The 23,205-nt window shown below is 63.5% G+C and carries 20 protein-coding genes; 15 read left to right on the top strand and 5 right to left on the bottom strand.

Annotated features, from left to right (window positions below):
• Positions 1 to 21: 21 nt before the first annotated feature.
• Entirely contained in the window at positions 22 to 996 is a 975-nt protein-coding gene (locus DY201_RS00595) for an adenosine deaminase (protein ID WP_115729464.1), read from the bottom strand.
• 110 nt (positions 997 to 1,106) lie between these two features.
• Between DY201_RS00595 and ubiE the strand changes: the two genes are divergently transcribed.
• The 13 genes from ubiE to DY201_RS00530 all read left to right on the top strand — a co-directional run bounded on the left by ubiE (position 1,107) and on the right by DY201_RS00530 (position 14,759).
• The gene (ubiE, locus tag DY201_RS00590) at positions 1,107 to 1,883 is read left to right on the top strand and encodes a bifunctional demethylmenaquinone methyltransferase/2-methoxy-6-polyprenyl-1,4-benzoquinol methylase UbiE (RefSeq protein WP_115733503.1); all 777 of its coding nucleotides are present in this window, start codon (positions 1,107 to 1,109) and stop codon (positions 1,881 to 1,883) included.
• Between the two features lie 13 nt (positions 1,884 to 1,896).
• Positions 1,897 to 3,471, top strand: coding sequence for a 2-polyprenylphenol 6-hydroxylase (gene ubiB / locus DY201_RS00585; RefSeq protein ID WP_115729462.1), 1,575 nt, complete (start codon positions 1,897 to 1,899; stop codon positions 3,469 to 3,471).
• A 68-nt stretch (positions 3,472 to 3,539) separates the two neighbouring features.
• Positions 3,540 to 3,734, top strand: coding sequence for a FitA-like ribbon-helix-helix domain-containing protein (locus DY201_RS00580; protein ID WP_115729460.1), 195 nt, complete (start codon positions 3,540 to 3,542; stop codon positions 3,732 to 3,734).
• Positions 3,735 to 3,761: 27 nt separating this feature from the next.
• Complete coding sequence (locus DY201_RS00575; protein ID WP_115729459.1) at positions 3,762 to 3,998, top strand: FitA-like ribbon-helix-helix domain-containing protein; 237 nt, start codon at positions 3,762 to 3,764, stop codon at positions 3,996 to 3,998.
• Positions 3,995 to 4,405 carry a type II toxin-antitoxin system VapC family toxin gene (locus DY201_RS00570; protein ID WP_115729457.1) on the top strand — a complete coding sequence of 137 codons (411 nt, stop codon included), beginning with the start codon at positions 3,995 to 3,997 and terminating at the stop codon, positions 4,403 to 4,405. Before DY201_RS00575 ends, DY201_RS00570 begins: the two co-directional genes overlap by 4 nt.
• 18 nt (positions 4,406 to 4,423) lie before the next feature.
• On the top strand, positions 4,424 to 5,641 hold the full coding sequence (coaBC, locus tag DY201_RS00565; protein ID WP_115729455.1) for a bifunctional phosphopantothenoylcysteine decarboxylase/phosphopantothenate--cysteine ligase CoaBC: 1,218 nt from the start codon (positions 4,424 to 4,426) through the stop codon (positions 5,639 to 5,641).
• A gap of 126 nt (positions 5,642 to 5,767) precedes the next feature.
• A complete protein-coding gene (gene gstA / locus DY201_RS00560) occupies positions 5,768 to 6,373 on the top strand; it encodes a glutathione transferase GstA (protein WP_115729453.1) in 606 nt (201 codons plus the stop codon).
• Between the two features lie 369 nt (positions 6,374 to 6,742).
• Positions 6,743 to 6,832 (top strand): K(+)-transporting ATPase subunit F, encoded by a 90-nt coding sequence (gene kdpF, locus DY201_RS00555; RefSeq protein WP_115729452.1) that lies wholly within the window; start codon positions 6,743 to 6,745, stop codon positions 6,830 to 6,832.
• 31 nt (positions 6,833 to 6,863) lie between these two features.
• Positions 6,864 to 8,567, top strand: coding sequence for a potassium-transporting ATPase subunit KdpA (kdpA, locus tag DY201_RS00550; RefSeq protein WP_115729450.1), 1,704 nt, complete (start codon positions 6,864 to 6,866; stop codon positions 8,565 to 8,567).
• Positions 8,568 to 8,604: 37 nt separating this feature from the next.
• Positions 8,605 to 10,677, top strand: coding sequence for a potassium-transporting ATPase subunit KdpB (kdpB, locus tag DY201_RS00545; RefSeq protein WP_115729448.1), 2,073 nt, complete (start codon positions 8,605 to 8,607; stop codon positions 10,675 to 10,677).
• Positions 10,678 to 10,689: 12 nt separating this feature from the next.
• The gene (gene kdpC / locus DY201_RS00540; RefSeq protein ID WP_115729447.1) at positions 10,690 to 11,259 is read left to right on the top strand and encodes a potassium-transporting ATPase subunit KdpC; all 570 of its coding nucleotides are present in this window, start codon (positions 10,690 to 10,692) and stop codon (positions 11,257 to 11,259) included.
• A 57-nt stretch (positions 11,260 to 11,316) separates the two neighbouring features.
• Complete coding sequence (locus tag DY201_RS00535; protein WP_115729445.1) at positions 11,317 to 14,070, top strand: sensor histidine kinase; 2,754 nt, start codon at positions 11,317 to 11,319, stop codon at positions 14,068 to 14,070.
• Complete coding sequence (locus tag DY201_RS00530) at positions 14,067 to 14,759, top strand: response regulator transcription factor (RefSeq protein ID WP_115729443.1); 693 nt, start codon at positions 14,067 to 14,069, stop codon at positions 14,757 to 14,759. Before DY201_RS00535 ends, DY201_RS00530 begins: the two co-directional genes overlap by 4 nt.
• On the opposite strand, the gene DY201_RS00525 is transcribed toward DY201_RS00530, so the two are convergent.
• Together DY201_RS00525 and gyrB are read right to left on the bottom strand one after the other, a co-directional pair.
• Positions 14,735 to 15,391, bottom strand: coding sequence for a Pr6Pr family membrane protein (locus DY201_RS00525; protein WP_115733502.1), 657 nt, complete (start codon positions 15,389 to 15,391; stop codon positions 14,735 to 14,737). The genes DY201_RS00530 and DY201_RS00525 overlap by 25 nt on opposite strands.
• Positions 15,392 to 15,524: 133 nt before the next feature.
• Complete coding sequence (gyrB, locus tag DY201_RS00520) at positions 15,525 to 17,972, bottom strand: DNA topoisomerase (ATP-hydrolyzing) subunit B (protein WP_115729441.1); 2,448 nt, start codon at positions 17,970 to 17,972, stop codon at positions 15,525 to 15,527.
• Between the two features lie 501 nt (positions 17,973 to 18,473).
• Here gyrB and DY201_RS00515 point away from each other — a divergent pair.
• Positions 18,474 to 20,372 (top strand): PAS domain-containing sensor histidine kinase, encoded by a 1,899-nt coding sequence (locus DY201_RS00515; RefSeq protein WP_165915966.1) that lies wholly within the window; start codon positions 18,474 to 18,476, stop codon positions 20,370 to 20,372.
• Between the two features lie 69 nt (positions 20,373 to 20,441).
• On the opposite strand, the gene DY201_RS00510 is transcribed toward DY201_RS00515, so the two are convergent.
• On the bottom strand, positions 20,442 to 20,885 hold the full coding sequence (locus DY201_RS00510) for a response regulator (protein WP_280959934.1): 444 nt from the start codon (positions 20,883 to 20,885) through the stop codon (positions 20,442 to 20,444).
• Positions 20,886 to 21,024: 139 nt separating this feature from the next.
• The gene (locus tag DY201_RS00505; RefSeq protein ID WP_115729438.1) at positions 21,025 to 21,594 is read right to left on the bottom strand and encodes an NADPH-dependent FMN reductase; all 570 of its coding nucleotides are present in this window, start codon (positions 21,592 to 21,594) and stop codon (positions 21,025 to 21,027) included.
• Between the two features lie 195 nt (positions 21,595 to 21,789).
• On the opposite strand from DY201_RS00505, the gene DY201_RS00500 reads away from it, so the two are divergent.
• The gene (locus DY201_RS00500) at positions 21,790 to 23,160 is read left to right on the top strand and encodes a cytochrome P450 (RefSeq protein ID WP_115729436.1); all 1,371 of its coding nucleotides are present in this window, start codon (positions 21,790 to 21,792) and stop codon (positions 23,158 to 23,160) included.
• The last annotated feature ends 45 nt before the right edge of the window (positions 23,161 to 23,205 follow it).

Raw genomic sequence — 23,205 nt, 5'->3', positions numbered from 1 at the left:
CCACAGTTTTGTCGGCCAAAATCAGCGTTTATGGCCGTCGAGACGGGCAAGAAGTGCAGCTTTGGTCTTCTTGTCGACGAAGGCTGCCTCGATCGCCGTCCACGTCGTTGCCTGCAGCGCCTTGTCGTCCATGCCGAAATGTTCTGCGGCAATGTCGTATTCGCGCTTCAGCGTGGTCCAGAAATAGGGCGGATCGTCGGAGTTCAGCGTCACCTTGCAGCCGGCGTCTCGCAGCTTCGGGAATGGATGGTCGGCAAAGCTGTCGAATACCTTCAGCGCGATGTTCGAGCCCGGGCAGATCTCGAGCACCACGCCCTCGTCGGCGATGCGCTTGACCAGATCCGGGTTTTCGATGGCGCGTACGCCATGGCCGATGCGCGAAGGCTTGATGTGGTCGAGCGCCTGCGCCACGCTCTCCCAGCCCAGCAGTTCGCCGGCATGGATGGTGATGCCAAGGCCGGCCTCGCGGGCGATCTCGAAGGCGCGCACATAATCCTCGAACTCGCCCATGCGCTCGTCGCCGGCGACGCCGAATCCGGTCACCAGCGGATGGTTGCACCTGGCGGCGAAGCGCGCCGCCGCCTCGATCGATTCGACACCGACATGACGCACGCCGGTAACGATCATGCGGCCCTCTATGCCGGTCTTGGCCCTGGCCCGCAGCATGCCTTCGCCGAGAGCGTCGGTGTAGGCCTTGGGCGACAGTCCCGCCTTGATGGCATGGTCGGGCGAAGTGAACACTTCCGAATAGATCGCGCCGTCACGGGCGAGGCTGGTCAGGTAGTGTTCTGAAAGCCGGGCGTAGTCCTCTTCGGTGCGGAAAAGGTCGGCGGCGAAGTCGTATGCCGCAAGGAACGAGGTGAAGTCGTTCCAGACGAAGGAGCCGTTCTGGATGAAGGGTGAGACGTCCTTGCCGTATTTCTGCGCCTGGCGGACGACGAGTTCTGGTGCCGCCGCCCCTTCTATGTGGCAGTGCAGCTCGGCTTTCAAAGGCATTCGTAATTCCTTGTCTTGACGGCGCGGGCGCGGCCTAAAACCGCGCCTCAAACAATAGCGCCCGCTGGTGTGATCGGCTATGGTCCCGCCGGATTTGATTGGACAACAAAATGTCAGAACAACGGACGACGGCTGTCGGCGGCATGGAAACTTCCTACGGTTTCCGCAATGTCGGTGCGGGCGACAAGCAGGGCCTGGTCAACGAGGTCTTTCACAAGGTCGCCAACCGCTACGACATGATGAACGACCTGATGTCGGGCGGCCTGCACCGCGTCTGGAAGGACGCCATGGTTGCCTGGCTCAACCCGCCCAGGCGTCCAGGCTGGAAAGTGCTCGACGTGGCCGGCGGCACCGGCGACATCGCCTTCCGCATCGTCGATGCCTCGCATGGCAACGCGCACGCCACCGTGCTCGACATCAATGGCTCGATGCTTGGCGTCGGCCGCGAGCGCGCCGAAAAGCGCGGCCTCGCCGACAAGACCGATTTTGTCGAAGCCAACGCCGAAGAGCTGCCTTTCGCCGATGAGACTTTCGACGCCTACACCATTGCCTTCGGCATCCGTAACGTGCCGCGCATCGACGTGGCGCTGTCGGAAGCCTACCGCGTGCTCAAGCCGGGCGGACGCCTGCTGGTCCTCGAATTCTCGGAGGTCGAGATGCCTTTGCTCGACAAGGTCTACGAAGCCTGGTCGTTCAACGCCATTCCGCGCATCGGCCAGGCTGTAACAGGCGATGGCGAGCCTTACGCCTATCTCGTCGAATCGATCCGCAAGTTCCCCAACCAGCAGAACTTCGCCGCGATGATCACGCGCGCCGGCTTCGATCGCGTTTCCTTCCGCAACTACACCGGCGGCATCGCAGCACTTCATTCGGGCTGGAAGCTTTGACGGACGGCGCGCGATGAGCAGTCTCGGGGCGTCTTTCCGGCTCGCGCGCGCGGGCTGGGTGCTGGTGCGCGAGGGCGTGGTCGCGGCTTTGCCGGGCGACCAGCTAACCGGCCTGCCCAAGTTCGGCTGGCAGGTGGCCAAGCTGTTCACCCGCCGCCGCGCCCGCAAGAGCGTGCGCAGCGATCGCCTTGCCAATGCGGTCGCCCGCCTTGGCCCGTCCTACGTCAAGCTCGGCCAGTTCCTGGCGACACGACCTGACGTCGTCGGCGACGACATCGCACTCGACCTAGCGCTGCTTCAGGATAGCATGGCGACCTTCCCGATGTCGGAGGCCGTCGAGGCCATCGAGGGTTCGCTCGGCCGCAAGGTTTCCGATCTCTACATCCGTATCGATGCGCCGATCGCCGCCGCCTCCATCGCTCAGGTCCATCCGGCGGAGGTCGCGACGCCGGAAGGTCCGCGCAAGGTTGCCGTCAAGGTCATTCGCCCCGGCGTCCGCCGCCGCTTCTTCCAGGATCTCGAAAGCTATTTCCTGGCAGCCCGGCTGCAGGAGCGCTTCGTCCCGTCGAGCCGTCGCCTGCGTCCGGTCGAAATCACCGAGACGATGGCCCAGACCACCAAGATCGAGATGGATTTCCGCCTCGAAGCGGCCGCCTATTCCGAGCTTGGCGAAAACACCAGGGACGATCCCGGCTTCCGCGTGCCGGCCGTCGACTGGGAACGCACAGGCCGCGACGTGCTCACCATGGAGTGGATCGACGGCGTCAAGCTCAACGACATCGAAGGGCTCCGCGCTGCCGGCTTCGATCTCAAGGCGATCGCCGCGACGCTCGTCCAGTCGTTCCTGCGCCACACGCTGCGCGACGGCTTCTTCCACGCCGACATGCATCCCGGCAACATGTTTGTCGACGCAAAAGGCGACATTGTCGCCGTCGATCTCGGTATCTCCGGCCGTCTCGGCAAGAAGGAGCAGCGCTTCCTCGCCGAGATTCTCTACGGCTTCATCACCCGCAACTACATGCGCGTCGCCGAAGTGCATTTCGAGGCCGGCTATGTACCGCGCCACCACAATGTCGCAGCCTTTGCCCAGGCGATCCGCGCCATTGGCGAGCCGATCCACGGCCAGCCGGCGGAAACCATCTCGATGGCCAAGCTTTTGACCCTGCTGTTCGAGGTCACCGAGCTGTTCGACATGGAAACGCGGCCCGAACTGGTGCTGCTGCAAAAGACGATGGTCGTGGTCGAGGGCGTCGCCCGCACGCTCGATCCGGCCTTCAACATGTGGAAGACCGCAGAACCGGTGGTCGGCAACTGGATCGCAGGCAATCTTGGCCCCCGTGGCCTTTTGGTCGATGCCCGCGACGGCGTCAGCGCGCTGATGTCACTCGTCCGCCAGGCGCCCGATTTTGCTGCCCGCACCGAACGCCTGTCACGCCAGATCGACCTCATGGCCGAAAACGGCCTGCGTTTCGATGCCGAGACCGCCAAGGCGATCGGCAAGGCCGAGGCCCGCTACACCCGCTCCGGCCGTGTCGCGCTGTGGGTTATCGCGGCGACGCTCATCTGCATCGCCTGGAAGCTGCTCTGAGGTGACATGACAGCATTGCTAGCAATGCTGTCATTGCTGTCGAAGGCCATTGCCACTATATTGGGCACATGGCTAGGATCACCGTCCGGAACCTGGATGACTGGGTCATGCAACGGCTGCGAGAACGCGGCGCGGCGCGTGGCGTATCGATGGAGCAGGAGGCGCGAGACGTGCTCGCCGCCTCCCTCGGGCTGCCAACCAGCAAAGGCTTCAATCGCCGGGGCGTGAAAGTGGATGACGGGTCCGAAGAAGACAAGAAGTGATCGGCAGGAGTTTTGCGAGGCACGACGATGGGCACTCTGACCATTCGCAATCTCGAAGAAGCCACAAAGCGGGAGCTACGCGGGCGCGCTGCCGCACGCGGTGTTTCGATGGAGCAGGAAGTGCGTGAGCGCCTTGCAAGCAGCGTTCGAAAACCTGAGAAAAAGGCGACGATAGAGGAAATCCTCGCGCTGGGAGTGAAGCCCTCCGAGCCGTTTGATCTCAAGAAGCTCAGCGACGAGATGTGGGATGAAGGGCTCTTATGATCAGTCTGGCGGTCGATACATCGGTACTGATCGCAATTCTGAGGGCGGAACCTGAAAGCAGGCCGTTTGCATCACTTTGCCACGCGGCCCCAAGCGTAGTCATCAGCACGGCGACAGTTCACGAGGCCTTTTGTGTTGTGGCAAAGAGCCGGATGGTTACGGGGTCCGTTCGCCTTGAGGCGCTTCTGTCGAAGCTTGAGCTGGAATTGATTGCCTTCGACGCACAACATCTTGCAGCCGCCAGGAGCGCCTATGCCCACTATGGACATGGCTCTGGGCATCCAGCTCAACTGAATATGGGCGACTGCTTCGCCTATGCGCTTGCGAAAACCCGTAATGTCCCGCTGCTTTTCAAGGGCGACGATTTCATCCATACCGACATCGAGCCGGCGCTGAAGCCGGCCTGAGAATACGGCGGACCTGGCATGATCCTTTCCGGCAAGCGCATCCTGCTCATCATCGGCGGCGGCATCGCAGCCTACAAGTCGCTCGACCTGATCCGGCGCCTGCGCGAGCGCGGCGCTTCGGTCCGTACCGTGATGACATCCGCTGCGCAGGAGTTCGTCACCCCTCTGTCGGTCGGCGCACTGACAGCGGATCACGTCTTCTCCGATCTCTTCGACCGCCAGGACGAGCACGACATTGGCCACATCAGGCTGTCGCGCGAGGCGGACCTTCTGGTCGTAGCACCCGCCACGGCCGACCTGATGGCCAAACTCGCCAATGGCCATGCCAATGACCTGGCCTCCACCGTGCTGCTCGCCACTGACAAGAAGGTCTTGCTTGCACCGGCGATGAACCCGAAAATGTGGTCGCATCCGGCAACCCGCCGCAACCGTGCTACGCTTGAAAAGGACGGCATCCATTTCATCGGCCCGATGAAGGGCGAAATGGCTGAGAGCAACGAGGCCGGCGAGGGCCGCATGGCTGAGCCGCTGCAGATCGTTTCCGCCATCGAAGCACTGCTCGACGTCAGCCCGAAGCCGCTGTCGGGCCGCAAGATCATATTAACCTCCGGCCCGACGCACGAGCCCATTGATCCAGTGCGCTACATCGCCAATCGCTCGTCGGGCAAGCAGGGCCATTCGCTCGCTGCGGCTCTGGCGAAACTGGGCGCCGATGTCCGCCTCGTCTCCGGCCCGGTCACCATCCCCGATCCCGCCGGGGTGAAGACCATCCATGTCGAGAGCGCGCGCGAGATGCGCGACGCCGTCGAGCAGTTGCTGCCGGCCGATGCCGCGATCTTCGTCGCCGCCGTCGCCGACTGGCGCACTGCCGCCTCTGCCGACGAGAAGATCAAGAAGGTAGCGGGCGAGGGCCCGCCGGCCCTGCAGATGGTCGAGAATCCCGACATTCTCGCCGGCATAGGCCATCACGCCAAACGGCCCTATTTGGTTGTCGGCTTCGCCGCTGAAACGCAGGACGTGCTCAAGAATGCCCAGGCCAAGCTTGCCAAGAAGGGTGCCGACTTCATCGTTGCCAACGACGTCAGCCATGAAGGCGGCGTCATGGGCGGCGACCGCAACAGGGTGAAGATCGTCAGCAGATCAGGCGTCGACGAATGGCCCGATCTGCCCAAGGAAGACGTCGCCGAGCGTCTCGCCCAGCTGATTGCCGAGCGCCTGAAGACCGTCACGGTCTGAACCCCGGCGACTTCGCCGGCACTTGTTCCACGCCGGCGGCAACAGAGTGTTCACCGGATGGATGCTTGGACCCTCCGGCCGCACATGCGAGGGGAGGGCCACCCACCATCCGGAGTTCTTTACGAAATGAAGCTTTTCTACATGCCCGGCGCCTGCTCGCTGGCACCGCACATCGTCGCCAACGAGATCGGCATCGACCTCGAGCTCGTCAAGGTCGACGGCAAGACCAAGACCACCGAAACCCAGCAGGACTTCCTCGCCACTAACCCCAACGGCTATGTGCCGGCTCTGGTGCTGGGCGATGGCCAGCTGATGACCGAATCCTCCGTGCTGGTGCAGTATCTCGCCGACCAGAAGCCCGAGAGCGGCCTGATGCCCAAGGCTGGCGACATGGCGCGCTACCGTGTCCAGCAGTGGCTGGCCTTCGTCGCCACCGAACTGCACAAGGTCTTCGGCGCCTTCTTCAAGCCCAACACGCCCGAGGCCACCAAGGAGATCAACCGTGAGCTGCTCGCCAGGCGTCTCGCCTATGTCGATGGCAAGCTCGACGGCCGCGCCTACCTGATGGGCGAAACCTTCACTGCGGCTGACGCCTATCTCTGGACGATCCTCGGCTGGGCAAAGCATGTCGGCATCGACCTGTCTTCGTTCGCCAACATCCAGCGCTATCTCGGCACCGTGGCGGCACGCCCGGCCGTACAGAAGGCGCTGCGCGCCGAAGGTCTGGCCTGATCTCCGGCTCGAGCAACTGCCGCTGCTGTTGAACCGGCAGCTACAGATTTGATTATAGACGGCCTCAAGGCACCCGCCTTGGGGCCGTTTTCTTTATGGAATTCCTATTTCTTTGTCCGCCCTGCTCTCTCGAACCTTAATGTGGTTCGGAGCCATATTCCGTTCCGAAATCCAGACCCGGCCAACGTCGTCAGCATCCCTGACGCCGTCGTTTGGCGCGTGGCCATGGTCCTTGCGCCCTCGGCGCAAGGTTTCAACGGAACAGGAGTCTTCGAAGATGGACATCTTCGTTCTCGCCATAGGCGTCGTCTTCTTCGCCATGTGCTTCGCCTACGTCAAAGCCTGCGACATCCTCTGAAGGAACGCCAAATGTTGCTCGAATACATCCTCGGCGGCGCAGTGACAGTGTTTCTGCTCGTCTATCTGACCTACGCGCTCATTCGCCCCGAACGGTTCTGACCGCTCAGCGCCCGCACGGAAAGTTTCTCAAATGACCATCAATGGCTGGATACAGATCGCCGCATTCTGCGCGGTCATCATTCTGCTCGTGAAGCCGCTCGGCGGCTACATGACCCGCGTTTTCACAGGCGAGCGCACCTTGCTGTCGCCCGTGCTTGGCCCGGTCGAGCGCGTGCTCTACAGGCTTGCCGGCACCAGCGAGCGCGAGGACCAGCACTGGACCGGCTATGCAGCCGCCATGCTGTCGTTCAACATCGCCGGCTTCCTGCTCCTCTATGTCATGCAGCGCTTCCAGGGCTCGCTGCCCTTCAACCCGGCGGCAATGGCTGCCGTACCGCCGGAGCTCTCCTTCAACACTGCCGTCAGCTTCGTGACCAACACCAACTGGCAGAACTATGGCGGCGAAAGCACCATGTCGTACCTGGTGCAGATGGCCGGCCTGACGGTGCAGAATTTCGTTTCCGCCGCCACCGGTATCGCCGTCGGCATGGCGCTGATCCGCGGCTTCGCCCGCGCCTCGGGCAAGTCGATCGGCAATTTCTGGGTCGATCTGACCCGCTCGACGCTCTACGTGCTGCTGCCGATGTGTATCGTGCTGACGCTCGCCTATGTCTGGCTCGGCGTTCCGCAGACGATCGGTTCTTACGTCGCGGCCACCACGGTCGAGGGCGCGCAGCAGACAATCGCCGTCGGCCCGGTTGCCTCGCAGCTCGCAATCAAGATGCTCGGGACGAATGGTGGCGGCTTTTTCAACGCCAACTCGGCGCACCCGTTCGAAAACCCTGACGCCATCTCCAACTTTATCCAGATGGTCTCGATCTTCGCGCTCGGTGCTGCGCTCACCAACGTCTTCGGCCGCATGGTCGGCAACCAGCGCCAGGGCTGGGCGATCTTCGCCACCATGGGCATGCTGTTTGTCGCCGGCGTCGCCATCACCTACTGGGCCGAGGCTGCCGGCAACCCGCTGGTGCACGCGCTCGGCATCGATGGCGGCAACATGGAAGGCAAGGAAGTGCGCTTCGGCATCGTCTTGTCGTCGCTCTTCGCCGTCGTCACCACCGCCGCCTCCTGCGGTGCGGTCAACGCTATGCATGGCTCGTTCACAGCCCTCGGCGGCATGATCCCGCTGATCAACATGGAACTCGGCGAAGTCATCGTCGGCGGCGTCGGCGCCGGCTTCTACGGCATCCTGATGTTCGTCGTCATCGCTATCTTCGTTGCCGGCCTGATGGTCGGGCGCACACCCGAATATCTCGGCAAGAAGATCGAGGCCAAGGAGATCAAGATGGCCGTGCTCGCCATCCTGTGCCTGCCACTCGCCATGCTCGGCTTCACGGCGATTGCGGTGCTGATCCCCAGCGCCGTGGCTTCGGTCGGCACACCCGGTCCGCACGGCTTCTCCGAGATCCTCTACGCCTACACATCGGGCGCGGCCAACAACGGTTCGGCCTTCGGCGGCCTCACCGGCAACACGCCCTGGTACAACGTCACCATCGGCCTCGCCATGCTGATGGGCCGTTTCCTGGTCATCATCCCGGCACTCGCCATCGCCGGTTCGCTGGTCACCAAGAAGACGGTTCCCGCCTCGGCTGGCACCTTCCCGACCGACAGTCCGCTGTTCGTCGGCCTGCTTGCCGGCGTCATCCTGATCGTCGGCGGCCTGACCTTCTTCCCGGCACTCGCCGTTGGCCCGATCGTCGAGCACCTCGCCATGATCGTTGGCCAGACGTTCTGATGCAGCGCCGCAAAACCAAAGGACTGGAGTCTCTCACATGAGTGCCCACAAATCTGCGAGCCTGCTCGACGCTCGCATCCTCCTCCCCGCCATGGGCGACGCGTTCAGGAAGCTCGACCCGCGCAACCTGGCCAAGAACCCTGTCATGTTCGTCGTCGCCGTCGTCACGGCGCTGACATCTGTGCTGTTCGTCAAGGATTTGGTCACGGGTGCGGGCGGCCTCGGCTTCTCGTTCCAGATCATCCTCTGGCTCTGGTTCACCGTTCTGTTCGCCAACTTTGCCGAGGCTGTCGCCGAAGGCCGTGGCAAGGCCCAGGCAGACTCGCTGCGCAAGGCGCGTACCGAAACCCAGGCCAAATTGCTGGATGGCGAAAGCCGCACCGCCTATAAGATGGTGGCTGGCACCAGCCTGAAGGTCGGCCAGATCGTTTTGGTCGAGGCTGGCGACATCATCCCCTCCGATGGTGAAATCATCGAAGGCGTCGCCTCGGTCAACGAAGCCGCCATAACAGGTGAATCGGCACCCGTCATTCGCGAGTCCGGCGGCGACCGTTCGGCCGTGACGGGCGGCACCCAAGTGTTGTCGGACTGGATCCGCGTCCGCATCACCGCGGCTGCCGGCTCGACCTTCCTCGACCGCATGATCTCGCTGGTCGAAGGCGCCGAGCGCCAGAAGACGCCCAACGAGATCGCGCTCAACATCCTGCTCGCCGGCATGACGCTGATCTTCGTGCTGGCCGTCGCCACCATCCCGAGCTTCGCCACCTATGCCGGTGGCTACATCCCGGTCATCGTGCTGGTCGCGCTGTTCGTCACGCTGATCCCGACCACTATCGGCGCGCTGCTCTCGGCCATCGGCATCGCCGGCATGGACCGTCTCGTCCGCTTCAACGTGCTCGCTATGTCGGGCCGTGCGGTCGAAGCCGCCGGCGACGTCGACACGCTGTTGCTCGACAAGACCGGCACCATCACGCTCGGCAACCGACAGGCGACAGAGTTCCGTCCGGTCAAGGGTGTCACCGAGCAGGAACTTGCAGACGCGGCCCAGCTTGCCTCGCTCGCCGACGAGACGCCGGAGGGCCGCTCCATCGTCGTGCTCGCCAAGGAACGTTACGGCATTCGCGCCCGCGATATGGGCTCGTTGCATGCCCATTTTGTGCCCTTCACCGCCCAGAGCCGGATGAGCGGCGTCGATTTCGACGGCTCCTCCATCCGCAAGGGCGCCGTCGACTCGGTGCTCAATCACGTCAAGTCGGGCGCTGCCTCGGCTTCGGGCGCACGTGTCGACGCTGAAGCGGTGCGTGGCATCCAGGCCATCTCCGACGAGATCGCCAAGCTTGGCGGCACCCCGCTGGCCGTTGTCCGCGATGCCCGCCTGCTCGGCGTCATCTACCTCAAGGACATCGTCAAGGGCGGCATAAAGGAGCGCTTCACCGAGCTGCGCCGCATGGGCATTCGCACCGTCATGATAACCGGCGACAACCCGATGACGGCCGCTGCCATCGCTGCCGAAGCCGGCGTCGACGACTTCCTCGCCCAGGCGACGCCTGAGAACAAGCTCAGCCTGATCCGCGAGGAACAGGCCAAGGGCAAGCTGGTCGCCATGTGCGGTGACGGCACCAACGATGCCCCCGCCCTTGCCCAGGCTGACGTCGGCGTCGCCATGAACACCGGCACTGTCGCTGCCCGCGAAGCTGGCAACATGGTCGACCTCGACAGCGACCCGACCAAGCTCATCGAGATCGTCGAGATCGGCAAGCAGCTGCTGATGACCCGTGGCGCTCTCACCACTTTCTCGATTGCCAACGATATCGCCAAATATTTCGCCATCATTCCGGCGATGTTCCTGGCCTTCTATCCCCAACTCGGCGCGCTCAACATCATGGGCTTGTCGACACCGCAGAGCGCCATCCTTTCGGCGATCATCTTCAATGCGCTGATCATCGTGGCGCTGATCCCGCTGTCGCTGAAAGGCGTCAAATACCGGCCGATCGGCGCCGGCGCGCTGCTCCGCCGCAACCTGCTCGTCTATGGCCTCGGCGGCATCATCGTGCCCTTCATCGGCATCAAGGCCATCGACATGGCGATCAACGCCATCGGCCTCGTGTAAAGGACATCCGTCATGTTGAAGCAACTCAGACCCGCGCTGGTCATGATCGTCGCGCTCACCGTCATCACCGGTCTTGCCTATCCCTTGGGCATGACCGGCGTAGCCCAAGTCCTGTTCCCGCACCAGGCCAATGGCAGCCTGATCGAGAAGGACGGCAAGGTCATCGGCTCCGAGCTGATCGGCCAGGTCTTCTCCGGCGAGCGTTACTTCCACGGCCGTCCGTCGGCCGCCGGCGATGGCTATAATGCCGCTTCTTCCTCGGGTTCCAACCTCGGCCCGACCAGTGCCAAGCTGATCGACCGCATCAAGGCCGAGGCGGACGCGCTCAAGCAGGCCTATCCCGGCGCGCCGGTTCCGATGGAACTGGTCACCACTTCGGGCAGCGGCCTCGACCCGCATATCTCGCCTGACACGGCCTATTTCCAAGTGGCGCGTGTCGCCAAGGCCCGCGGTGTCGATGAGGCCGCCATTCGCGAGCTCGTCGACGGCCATGTCGAGGCGCGTGAGCTCGGCTTCATGGGTGAACCGGTGGTGAACGTGCTCAAGCTCAATTTGGCCCTCGACGCAGCGGTTGCGCCCTGACATGGTCGCGCCGGAGTTCTACAGGAACTACGGCGCGCCAGACTGTAAAAAGAACAGATGCCAGACGATATCAGGGACAAGGAAGGCAGGCCTTCGCCGGACGCGCTGCTTGAGACAGCCGAGCGTGAAGGACGCGGCCGTCTGAAGATCTTCCTCGGTGCTGCCCCCGGCGTCGGCAAGACTTACGAGATGCTGATGTCGGGCCGTGCCCGGCTTGCCGACGGCACCGACGTCGTCATAGGCGTCGTCGAGACCCATGGCCGGCGCGAAACCCAGGCGCTGGTCGAAGGCTTCGAGGTCGTGCCGCGCAAGGCGGTCGACTACAAGGGCCGTACGCTTGATGAGATGGATCTCGACGCCATCATCGCGCGCCGGCCAGCCCTCGCATTGGTCGATGAACTCGCCCACAGCAACGCGCCCGGCAGCCGCCACCCCAAGCGCTACCTCGACGTCCAGGAGCTGTTGACCCAGGGCATCGACGTCTACACCACGCTCAATATCCAGCATGTCGAGAGCCTCAACGACATCGTCGCCCAGATCACGCGCGTTACCGTGCGCGAGACGGTCCCCGACTCGATCATCGATCGCGCCGACGACGTCGAGATCATCGACCTCACGCCCGACGACCTGATCAAGCGCCTGCATGAGGGCAAGGTCTATGTGCCGACAACGGCGCGCCGCGCCATCGAGAACTATTTCTCGCCCGGCAACCTGACCGCGCTGCGCGAACTGGCGCTGCGCCGCACTGCCCAGCGCGTCGACGAGCAACTGCTCACCCACATGCAGGCACATGCCATCGAAGGGCCGTGGGCCGCCGGCGACCGCGTGCTTGTCGCCGTCGACGAGCATCCGCGTGGTGCCTCGCTGGTTCGTTACGCCCGCCGCCAGGCCGATCGCCTGCGTTGCCCATGGGCGGCACTTCATGTCGAGACATCGCGCTCGGCCAACCTGCCCGACGCCGACAAGGACCGGCTGGCCGCCACCATGCGGCTGGCCGAGCAGCTTGGCGGCGAGGCGATCACAATCCCCGGCCAGTCGGTCGCCGAAGACATCGTCCGCCATGCCGGTAGCCACAACTTTACCCACATCGTCGTCGGCAAGCCGGCCAAGTCGCGTTGGCGCGAATATTTGGGGGGCTCGGTCACCCACGACCTGATCCGTCTCGCCGGCAACATCAGCGTCCATGTCACCTCGGGCACCGACCAGGATGCGGCAGCCGCTTCGCAAGGCGTGAAGACGGCAACGCCGCGGCGGCGCTTCGACCCATGGCCCTATCTCACGGCGGGGCTGCATGTCGTCGGCGCGTTGGTCGTCGGCATGGCGCTGCAGCAGTTCCTCGACGTCCGCAACATCGCCCTGGTCTTCCTGATGGCAGTGCTGAGTTCGGCGGTCACGCTTGGCTTGTGGCCGGCGCTGTTTGCCTCGCTGATCAGTGCCGCCGCCTACAATTTCTTCTTCCTGCCGCCGCTCTACACGCTCGACATTTCCGACCCCGAAAGCGTCGTTGCGCTGCTGTTTTTCCTGATCGTCGCGGTCATCGCCTCCAACCTGACCGGCCGGGTCCAACGCCAGGCTGCCGCCGCCCGCGAGCGCGCCCGCCTGACCGAGGACCTCTATCTCTTCGCCAAGAAGCTCGCCGGCACCGGCACGCTCGATGACGTGCTCTGGGCCACCGCCTTCCAGATCGCCTCGATGCTCAAGGTCCGTGTCGTGCTGCTACTGCCCGAGGATGGCAGCATCGCCGTAAAGGCAGGCTATCCGCCCGACGACACGCTCGTCGACGCCGACATTGCTGCCGCCAAATGGGCCTGGGAGCACAACCGCGCCGCCGGCCGTGGCGCCGACACCTTGCCCGGCGCCAAGCGCCTCTATCTGCCGCTGCGCACCGGTCGCATGGCTGTTGGTGTCGTCGGTCTCGACAACGACCGTCAGGGTCCGCTTCTGACGCCCGAACAGCAGCGCCTGTTCGATGCGCTGGCCGACCAGGCGGCGGTGGCCATCGAGCGCATCCAGCTCGTCGCCGATGTCGACCGCGCCAAGCTTGCCGTCGAGGCCGACAGGCTACGTTCGGCGCTGCTGACCTCGATCTCTCACGATCTCAAGACGCCGCTCGCCAGCATCATGGGGGCGGCCGGTGCGCTGCGCGAGTTCGGCGTTTCGCTGCCCGAGGAGGGCAGGGCGGAACTCGTCTCGACGGTGCTCGACGAATCGGAACGCCTCAACCGCTTCATCGCCAATCTGCTCGACATGACCAAGATCGAGTCGGGCGCGATGGAGCCCAATTCGGCGCTGCATTATGTCGGCGACATCGTCGGCTCGGCCCTCCGCCGCGCGGCCAAGATCACCGCCCGGCACAAGACCGAACTGGACATGCCGGCCGACCTGCCGATGCTGAAGCTCGATCCTGTGCTGTTCGAACAGGTGCTGTTCAACCTGCTCGACAATGCCGCGAAATATGCGCCCGAAGACTCGGCGATCCGCATTCGCGGCTGGGCCGACGGTGCGTCGGTGGCGATCCAGGTCATGGATGAGGGCCCCGGTATTCCACAGGCCGATCTGGAACGGATCTTCGATACGTTCTATCGCGTCCGCAAGGGCGATCATGTCCGCGCCGGCACCGGCCTCGGCCTGTCGATCTGCCGGGGCTTCGTCGAGGCGATGGGCGGCACCATCGTGGCCTCCAACCGGGCCGACCGCCCCGGCGCGGTCTTTACCATCACAATGCCGGTGACGGCCGAGCGGCCAAATCCTGGCGAACCAAATCTTGGTGGGCCAAACCTGGACGGACCAAACCTGGACGAAATTGCATGACCAACGCTGCGGTGAAGATCCTGATCGTCGATGACGAGCCGCCGATCCGCAAGTTGCTGCGGGTCGGGCTCTCCACCCAGGGTTATGCCATATCCGAGGCTCCGGCGGCCAAGCCGGCGATGGTCATGGTCAAGGCGGAGAAGCCTGATCTCATTCTGCTCGATCTCGGCCTGCCTGACATGGGCGGTCACGATTTGCTCGCAGTGTGGCGGCAGGAGGGGCTTCAGGTGCCTGTCATCATTCTGTCCAGCCGCACCGACGAAGCCGGTATCGTCAAGGCGCTCGAACTCGGCGCCGACGACTATGTGACAAAACCCTTCGGCATGAACGAGCTCGCCGCGCGCATCCGTACTGCCCTTCGCCATAGGCTGCAGCAGCAGGGCGAAAAGCCGGTGTTCCAGACCGGCGAGCTGTCGGTCGATCTGGTGAAGCGTATCGTCAGGCTTGGTGGCCTCGAAGTGAAGCTGTCACCCAAGGAATACGACATCCTGCGCGTGCTGGTGCAACACGCCGGCAAGGTGCTCACCCATCGCTTCCTGCTTGAGCATGTCTGGGGCGGTTCGGCCGACGTGCAGTATCTCCGGGTCTATGTCCGCCAGCTCAGGCAGAAAATCGAAAAGACCCCCGACGAGCCGCATTACATCACCACAGAGACCGGCGTCGGCTACAGGCTGCGCGAGCCTGACTGACTTGCCGGGCGGATGACGTCGCGGCGCACGAGCAGGCGGTCGATCGCAATCAGGGTGACGGCGATGATCAGGAAGGCCGCGGTCAGCACCACGATGCTGGCTGAGAGCTGCTTGAGGTTCAGTGCTTCCGGGTTGAGGAACCAGTAGGCGTACCAGCCGTCCGCCGCACCCCTGGCAAAGGCGTAACCGCAATAGGCCAGCGGCGGCACCGCCGCCCACAGCGCATCGCGCCATCTCAGGCCGCCGTGATCCCATGCCAGCCAGGTCAGGAAGAACAACACCGGCGTCGCATCATGCAGCGCATGGTCGGCGACGGCCTGCCAGCCGGTCGGCTGCCAGATCGCCCGCAGCAGCACGGAATAGACCAGCCCGCCGAACACGATCGCAGCCGCCGTCACCAGTCGCGAGCGGGGCCCGGCGAGTGCGGTGCCGGGGCTTAGCGCCATGGCGCTTGCTACCACGGCGGCCATCAGATTCATGATGATGGTGAAGAACCCAAAGAACCGCCACACCGCCTCGACGACAGACGCGCCGTCGGCCGTCATCCGTCCGACCAGCAGCATAAGCTGCAACCCAAGAGCTGACCAGGCGCTGATTGCGGTGATGAAGGCCAGGCTGCGGCGAAGGGGCAAAGCGGGCATTCCTGAGTGATTTCAGCCGCCAAGCTACATCAACAGGCCGTCAGCGCAATGCGTCCCCAGAAACGAAAATCGCCCCCTCCGCTGAGCGAAGGGGGCGAGGTTTCAAGCTTGGATCCCACGGGGATCACACGTCCAGATTGGCCACGCTGAGTGCGTTTTCCTGGATGAAGTCGCGGCGCGGTTCGACCTCGTCGCCCATCAGGCGGGCAAACAGCGCGTCGGCGTCGGTGGCGTCATTGACCTTGACTTGCAGCAGCGAGCGCACGTTCGGGTCCAGCGTGGTCTCCCACAGCTGCTCGGCGTTCATTTCGCCGAGGCCCTTGTAGCGCTGCATGGTCAGGCCCTTGCGGCCTGACGCGAACACTGCGCCCAGCAGCGCAAGCGGCCCCGCCAGTGTCTCGGAATTGTCCTTGCGGCGCAGCACCGGCGGCTGGGCATAAAGCTCGGTGAGGCGGCCGGCATAGCGGTCGAGCGCGCGTGCGTCGGCCGAATTGATCAGCGCCATGTCGAGGTGGATGCTCTCCTTGACGCTGCGCAGCGTGCGTTCGAACACGTAGCCGCCCGAGCCGTCATTGCTGGTCGCAATTTCCCCGGTCCAGCCGCGCTCGATGTCCTCAGAGATCAGGTCGAGGCGCTGGGCGATGGTTTCGGCCATCGCCTTGGCGCGACCGAGATCGTTGAAGATGTCGGGGTTGAGCGCGCCGGCGATTGCCGCCTGTTCGACCACCGGCCGCGAATAGCGCGTATGCAGGCCATCGATCAGCGTCCGCACGCCAAGCGCGTCGGCGATCGCTGCGCGCAGGTCCTGGCCGGTGCGCACCTCGCCTGACGCCAGCGTCAGCGAGGCCTCATCGAGACCAACGTCGACGAGGTACGCCTCGAAAGCACTCTCGTCCTTGAGGTACTGCGAGCTCTTGCCGCGCATCACCTTGTAGAGCGGCGGCTGGGCAATATAGAGGTGCCCGCGCTCGATCAGCTCCGGCATCTGGCGGAAGAAGAACGTCAGCAAAAGCGTACGGATGTGGGCGCCGTCGACGTCGGCGTCGGTCATGATGATGATCTTGTGGTAACGCAGCTTGTCGGCGTTGAACTCGTCCTTGCCGATCGACGTGCCGAGCGCGGTGATCAGCGTGCCGATCATGTCCGACGACAGCATGCGGTCGAAGCGGGCGCGCTCGACGTTCAGGATTTTGCCGCGCAGGGGCAGGATCGCCTGGTTCTGGCGCGAGCGCCCGCTCTTGGCGGAACCACCTGCCGAGTCACCCTCGACGATGAAGATTTCAGATTTCGCCGGGTCGCGTTCCTGGCAGTCGGCCAGCTTGCCCGGCAAAGAGGTGATGTCGAGCACGCCCTTGCGGCGGGTCAGCTCGCGCGCCTTGCGCGCCGCTTCGCGGGCCGCTGCCGCTTCTACCACCTTGGCGATCAGCGTCTTGGCTTCCGCCGGATGTTCCTCGAGCCAGGTGCCGAGGGCCTCGTTGACCAGGCTTTCCACCACCGGGCGGACCTCGGAGGACACCAGCTTGTCCTTGGTCTGCGACGAGAATTTCGGATCGGGAACCTTGACCGAGAGCACAGCAGTCAGGCCCTCGCGGGTGTCGTCGGCGGTGATCGAGACCTTTTCCTTCTTGGAAATGCCCGAGGTCTCGGCGTAGCCGGTCACCTGGCGCGTCAGGGCACCGCGAAAGCCGGCAAGGTGCGTGCCGCCGTCGCGCTGCGGGATGTTGTTGGTAAAGGCCAGCACGTTCTCGTGGTAGCTGTCGTTCCACCACATCGCCACTTCGACCGTGATGCCGTCGCGCTCGGCACGGATGGCGATCGGTGCAGCGATGAGCGGCTTCTTGGCGCGGTCGAGATATCTGACGAATTCGATCAGGCCGCCGTCATAGAGCAGTTCCTGTACCTTCACGTCGGCATGGCGCTTGTCGGACAAGACGATGCGCACACCCGAATTCAGGAAAGCCAGCTCGCGCAGGCGGTGTTCCAGCGTGTTGTAGTCGAAATCCACCATGGTGAAGGTGTCGGACGAGGGTAGGAAAGTCACTTCCGTGCCGGTCTCGTTGCCGGCCTGTCCCACGACCTTCAGCGGTGCAACGGCATTGCCGTGGCTGAAGGTCATCTCGTGGATTTCGCCCTTGCGGCGGATTCTGAGCTTCAGCCACACCGACAGCGCGTTGACGACGGACACGCCGACGCCGTGCAGGCCGCCCGAAACCTTGTAGGAGTTCTGGTCGAACTTACCGCCCGCATGCAACTGCGTCATGATCACCTCGGCGGCTGAAACACCTTCCGAAGGGTGGATATCTGTGGGAATGCCGCGACCGTTGTCGGTCACGGTCACTGATCCATCGGGATTGAGCGAAACCGTCACCAGCGTGGCGTGGCCGGCCAGCGCCTCGTCGATGGCGTTGTCGACGACCTCATAGACCATGTGATGCAGGCCCGAGCCGTCGTCAGTGTCGCCGATATACATGCCTGGGCGCTTGCGGACGGCATCCAACCCCTTCAAAACCTTGATGGAATCTGCGCCGTACTCGGCTTCTGCGCCGGGAAGGTTCTCGGACTGGTCGCTCATGAAAAACTTTCGTCTGACTGCCGCAGGAGGACGCGGCAAAATCGGCCCCGAATCGCACGCCCGTTGGTGCCCCAGATATAGGCGTTAAGTGTGGTTTTTCCAAGTTTTACCGGGCTTTTGCGAGGGGATAAAGCCATGCGGCGTGGCCTTGCGGCGCCTCGTCCTCCGGCTTGATGGTTCGGCCCATCCCGGCTGCCTGCAGCGCGTCCCGAAAACGAGTACAGGCCGTCATTTACGTGAGCCAAATGCCGACACACTGCTACCGGAAGCCGATCGACGGCAGCATCTTGGCGATGCTGCGTGGAAGCCGCCGATTGTTGGCAAACTGGCGAAACTATGTGATTTCTCGTCCGTTCATGTAGGCGGAGTTTGGAACAAACGCCGCGCTGGTGCATTCAGGCTCATCAATAATGTCGTCCCACTTCCGTCTGACACGGTGGGGACTACTTTTTGCCGGCCTACACTTTTCACAACAGATTTCAGCCGAGAAAATTCTCATCCATGCCGACCACAAGACCATTGAAGGCCGACGACAAGGTTTCCAATCCGATCGTTTCAGGTGAGCTGGCCGGGCTCATCGAGGCCCTGGACTGGACGTCTACGCCGATCGGTCCGATCGGTTCCTGGCCAGCAGTCGTACGGATGACGATCCGCATCATGCTGGCATCGGCAATGCCGATGTGCCTGCTCATCGGCCGCAAGGGCGTGATGATCTACAACGACGCCTACCGCGACATCGCGGGCGCCCGGCATCCGGCGTGCCTTGGCACGTCGGTCTTCGACAGCTGGCCCGAGGTCGCGCAGTTCAACCGTACCGTTATCGATCGCATCTTCGAAGGTGAAACGCTGACCTACGAGGATCAGGAGCTCGTGCTGTGGCGCAATGGTGCCGCCGAACGCGTCTGGCTCGAGCTCGACTATAGTCCGTTGCTCGACGACGACGGCGAGGCGGTCGGCGCATTTGCCATCTTGGCTGAAACCACCAAGCGCGTACGTGCCGAAAAGGCGCTTGCCCGCAGCGAGGAGCGCCTGTCCCTGGCGCTCGAGGCCTCGGGCATCGTCGGGGCCTGGGAACTCGATCTGACCAGCCGGATCGTCACAGCCGACGCGCGTTTCGCCGAGATGTTCGGCGTCGGCCTCGCCGAAGCCGAACAGGGCATTTCGGCTGAAGGCTTCTTCAGGCGCATCCATCCCGCCGACCGGGACTTTGTCGCGCGCAAGACCGACGAGGCAATCGCCAAGCGCGGCGGTTTTCGGGCCGAGTATCGCCTTGTCGACGGCGAAGGCGCAATCCGCTGGGTTCTGGCCACGGGCAAGTTTTTCGACACCGGTGGCGGCAATCCGCGTCTGCCGGGCGTCGTCATCGACATTACCGAGCGCAAGGCGGTCGAGGCGGCACTGGCGGCAAGCGAGGCTGGCTTCCGCACACTTGCCGACACCATGCCACAGATGGTTTGGTCGACCAGGCCCGACGGTTTCCATGATTATTACAATGCGCGCTGGTACGAATTCACCGGCATGCCGCTCGGCTCGACGGATGGCGAGGGATGGGCAGGGATGTTCCATCCCGACGACCAGGATCGCGCCTGGGAATTGTGGCGCCATTCGCTCGCCACCGGCGAGCCTTACCAGATCGAGTACCGGCTGCGTCACGCCAATGGCGAATATCGCTGGACGCTGGGCCGGGCGCTGGCCATTCGCAACGAGGCCGGCGAGATCATCCGCTGGTTCGGCACCTGCACCGACATCCACGAAACCAAGCAGGTTGCCGAAGAGCGCGAGATCGTCGCGCACGAACTCAGCCACCGCATCAAGAACATCTTTTCGGTGCTCAATGGAATCATCAGCCTGTCGGCGCGCTCCTATCCCGACATCAAGCCCCTGGCCGATCAACTCAGACAGCGCATCAGCGCTATGGGCAAGGCGCATGATTTCGTCCGGCCGCACAGTCAGGCATCTCGGCCGCAGAACAACCAGTCTTCGCTGCGCGCCTTGGTCGAGCTTCTGCTCGCGCCACATGTCGGCGAGCAGTCCGGCCGTTTCGCCTTTCACGGTGATGACGCCACCATCGACGACGGCGCGGCCACTCCGCTTGCGTTGCTTTTTCACGAGCTTGCCACCAATGCGGCGAAGTATGGCGCCTTGGCGGAGGCCGATGGCCGCGTGGTCATCGACGCCGTTCTGAGCGGCGACAATTATCGCATGGTCTGGAAGGAGACGGGTGGCGCGCCAGTGTCGGGTCCGCCTGCCGGCGAAGGTTTCGGCAGTCGCCTGATCACGCTGAGCGTCCAGGGCCAGCTTGGCGGCACGCTGCGCCGGCGCTGGAACGCAGATGGGCTCGAAGTGGAGCTGACGGTGCCGGCAGCACAGCTCAACCGCTCGGCAACGCTGCGGCGCTAGAATGACGACAAAGGAGCGCAACGGCCTCGGCCGGAGCGCCCCTAATGGTGTCGAGTCGTCGCGCTTCCGTCAGGCGGTTACGCCAAACCCGTCATCGCGGTCATTGCAATTATCCGCTCCAAAAAGCTTCAGCCGTGTTGGCGGATCGGCGGCAAGGCGGTGTCGGCGCGCCACTGCATATCGGACCGCCTCGGACAATTCTTCGTCCATCACCGGCTTGGGCAGAACGCCGATCGTGCCGGGAACGCCATCGCCCAGTTGCGAAGGATTGGCGGTGATGAACAGCACCGTCACACCGAACTGTTCGGCAAGAATCTTGCCCAGCGAAGGGCCGGTAGGGCCATCCCGCAAATTGAGGTCGACAAGCGCTATCTCGGCATGCTGCGCCAGATCGAGGGCGCTCGCCGAGTCCATGGCGATGCCAATCGGTTGGTGTCCTAGCTCTTCGAGCATGCTTTCAATTTCGGTGGCAACGAAGATCTCGTCTTCGACCACCATCACCTTGCAGTTCATCATGTTACTCTACACGTGTATTCCCTGTTGATTGGTTGCATGGGCCAAACGTCACCGACAGGGATAGGTTGCATGCCAGGTGGTTGAATTTCCGCAAAGACAGTGTTCGTCGCCTCAGCTGTGGTCCTGGACGATGTGGTCAGCCGACACGCAGCGGCTTCAGCGCTTCGCTCCAGCGAAACAGCTCGTTGAGCATCGTCTTGGCGCTGTCGTCGATCAGTGGGTTCGACTTGAACTCGCCGTTCTCTTGGAGATGCTGGGTGAACGCGGGAATGGCGATCGCCTCGGGGATCGGCATGATCTTCAGCGTCGTCAAAAGCATTTTTTCCGACTGTACGGCGCGCAGACCGGCCGAAACGCCGCCATAGCTCAGGAAGCCCGCCGGCTTGTAGTTCCACTCGCGCGCCAGGTAGTTGACGGCATTGACCAGCGCAGGCGCGGCGAAGAAATTGTACTCCGGCGTCACGAACACGAAGGCGTCGCCGGCCTTGATCGCCTCGGACCATTTCTTGGTGTGTTCGTTCTCGTACTGGCCGAGCCTCGGGTGCTTGGGCTCGTCGAAGATGGGCAGACCAAATGCCTCGATGTCGGTGATGACGGGTTCGAACTTGCCGTGCTCGCGCGCATAGGCATCGAGCCAGCGGGCGAAGACAGGGCCGACGCGGCCTGGGCGGGTGCTGGCCACAACGATGTTGAGCTGGTGTTTCAAGATTTCAGTCCTTGGGCAGTTTAGGGGGTAGGTGGAGGTGGTATCAAAAGGTGACTGTCAGCAAATAGTCGCCCGAACCCTCCCGTGGCAAGAAGGCACCTTTGGGTGACTGGGTCACATCTCGGTCATCGACAAATTCGGCCACATGGACGCGCGCACTCTCGATGCCTACATTCACCCGATGAGGCAAAGTTGATGGACACCAGACCTGAACCCTTCGTCCCGCCCGCGCCGACGCCGCGCACCACGCCGCCGTCGACGCTGGAGATGATGCGCATCGTCTACCGCAACCCGCTCGAACTGTGGGGTGAGCCATCCTACAACGAACCCTGGATTTCGGTGAACGGTGTCGGCGGCCCGCTGGTCATTGCCAATGATCCGGGGCTCATCCGCCACGTGCTGGTCGACAACGCCAGAAACTACAAGATGGCGACCGTCCGCCAGATGATCCTGCGTCCAATCCTGCGCGATGGGCTCTTGACCGCCGAGGGCGACGTCTGGAAGCGGTCGCGCAAGGCCATGGCGCCTGTTTTTACGCCGCGCCACATCTTCGGTTTCGCCCAGCCGATGCTGGCCCGTACCCTCGATTTCGTCCAACGCTACGACGACGTAACAGGCACTGTCGATGTCGCCCAGGACATGACCATGCTGACCTACGAGATCCTGGCCGAGACGCTGTTTTCGGGTGAGATCGCGGGCGAGGCCGGCAGCTTCGCCCATGAAATCGACCGGTTGTTCGAGACCATGGGTCGTGTCGACCCGCTCGACCTGTTGCGCGCGCCGGAATGGCTGCCGCGCCTCACCCGCATCCGGGGCCGCAAGACCATGGCCTATTTCCGCAAGATCGTCACCGACACGGTGGCGATGCGCAGCGCAAAGCTGGCCCGCAATCCCGACGGCGCTCCCGAGGATTTCCTGACGCTTCTGCTGCGTGCCGAAGGCCCCGATGGCCTGTCGCGCCAGGAGATCGAGGACAACATCATCACCTTCATCGGCGCCGGGCATGAGACCACGGCGCGTGCGCTCGGCTGGACCATCTACTGCCTCGCCGAAGCGACCTGGGAGCGCGACCGCGTCGAGCAGGAAATCGACGAGGTGCTGGCCCGCGAGCCCGACCCGGTGAAATGGCTCGATGGCATGCCGCTCACCCGCGCTGCCTTCGAAGAGGCGCTGAGGCTCTACCCGCCAGCCCCCTCGATCAACCGCGAACCGATCGCGGAGGACGAGTACAAGGGCTTCAAGATTCCGCGCAAGGCGCAGGTGCTGGTCATGCCCTGGACCGTGCACCGCCACCACAAGCTGTGGGACCGGCCCAATGCGTTTTTGCCAGAGCGCTTTCATCCCGAAAACAGGGACAAGATCGACCGCTACCAGTACCTGCCCTTCGGTGCCGGCCCGCGCGTCTGCATCGGCATGAGCTTTGCCATGCAGGAAGCCATCATCGCCCTTGCCATCCTGCTCTCGCGCTTCCGCTTCGACACCGTCGCCGAAACCAAGCCATGGCCGGTCCAGAAACTGACAACCCAGCCCCAGGGCGGCCTGCCGATGCGGGTGACGCGGCGCTAGGCATCTGAGCTTGTCGAAGAATGGGTAGGCGTAATGCTTGCTAAA

The sequence above is a fragment of the Aminobacter aminovorans genome, from assembly GCF_900445235.1.
Classification (GTDB): Bacteria; Pseudomonadota; Alphaproteobacteria; order Rhizobiales; family Rhizobiaceae; genus Aminobacter; species Aminobacter aminovorans.
This window is presented reverse-complemented; position numbering and strand designations above follow the sequence as displayed.

Excerpts from the sequence above, each read along its gene's own strand:
- DY201_RS00535 (WP_115729445.1), top strand. The coding sequence starts at position 11,317 with ATGCCAGACGATATCAGGGACAAGGAAGGCAGGCCTTCGCCGGACGCG.
- ubiE (WP_115733503.1), top strand. The coding sequence starts at position 1,107 with ATGTCAGAACAACGGACGACGGCTGTCGGCGGCATGGAAACTTCCTAC.
- coaBC (WP_115729455.1), top strand. The coding sequence starts at position 4,424 with ATGATCCTTTCCGGCAAGCGCATCCTGCTCATCATCGGCGGCGGCATC.
- kdpA (WP_115729450.1), top strand. The coding sequence starts at position 6,864 with ATGACCATCAATGGCTGGATACAGATCGCCGCATTCTGCGCGGTCATC.
- DY201_RS00595 (WP_115729464.1), bottom strand. The coding sequence starts at position 996 with ATGCCTTTGAAAGCCGAGCTGCACTGCCACATAGAAGGGGCGGCGGCA.
- DY201_RS00530 (WP_115729443.1), top strand. The coding sequence starts at position 14,067 with ATGACCAACGCTGCGGTGAAGATCCTGATCGTCGATGACGAGCCGCCG.
- DY201_RS00570 (WP_115729457.1), top strand. The coding sequence starts at position 3,995 with ATGATCAGTCTGGCGGTCGATACATCGGTACTGATCGCAATTCTGAGG.
- kdpC (WP_115729447.1), top strand. The coding sequence starts at position 10,690 with ATGTTGAAGCAACTCAGACCCGCGCTGGTCATGATCGTCGCGCTCACC.
- DY201_RS00515 (WP_165915966.1), top strand. The coding sequence starts at position 18,474 with ATGCCGACCACAAGACCATTGAAGGCCGACGACAAGGTTTCCAATCCG.
- gstA (WP_115729453.1), top strand. The coding sequence starts at position 5,768 with ATGAAGCTTTTCTACATGCCCGGCGCCTGCTCGCTGGCACCGCACATC.
- kdpB (WP_115729448.1), top strand. The coding sequence starts at position 8,605 with ATGAGTGCCCACAAATCTGCGAGCCTGCTCGACGCTCGCATCCTCCTC.
- DY201_RS00580 (WP_115729460.1), top strand. The coding sequence starts at position 3,540 with ATGGCTAGGATCACCGTCCGGAACCTGGATGACTGGGTCATGCAACGG.
- DY201_RS00510 (WP_280959934.1), bottom strand. The coding sequence starts at position 20,885 with ATGAACTGCAAGGTGATGGTGGTCGAAGACGAGATCTTCGTTGCCACC.
- DY201_RS00575 (WP_115729459.1), top strand. The coding sequence starts at position 3,762 with ATGGGCACTCTGACCATTCGCAATCTCGAAGAAGCCACAAAGCGGGAG.
- gyrB (WP_115729441.1), bottom strand. The coding sequence starts at position 17,972 with ATGAGCGACCAGTCCGAGAACCTTCCCGGCGCAGAAGCCGAGTACGGC.
- ubiB (WP_115729462.1), top strand. The coding sequence starts at position 1,897 with ATGAGCAGTCTCGGGGCGTCTTTCCGGCTCGCGCGCGCGGGCTGGGTG.
- DY201_RS00500 (WP_115729436.1), top strand. The coding sequence starts at position 21,790 with ATGGACACCAGACCTGAACCCTTCGTCCCGCCCGCGCCGACGCCGCGC.
- kdpF (WP_115729452.1), top strand. The coding sequence starts at position 6,743 with ATGTTGCTCGAATACATCCTCGGCGGCGCAGTGACAGTGTTTCTGCTC.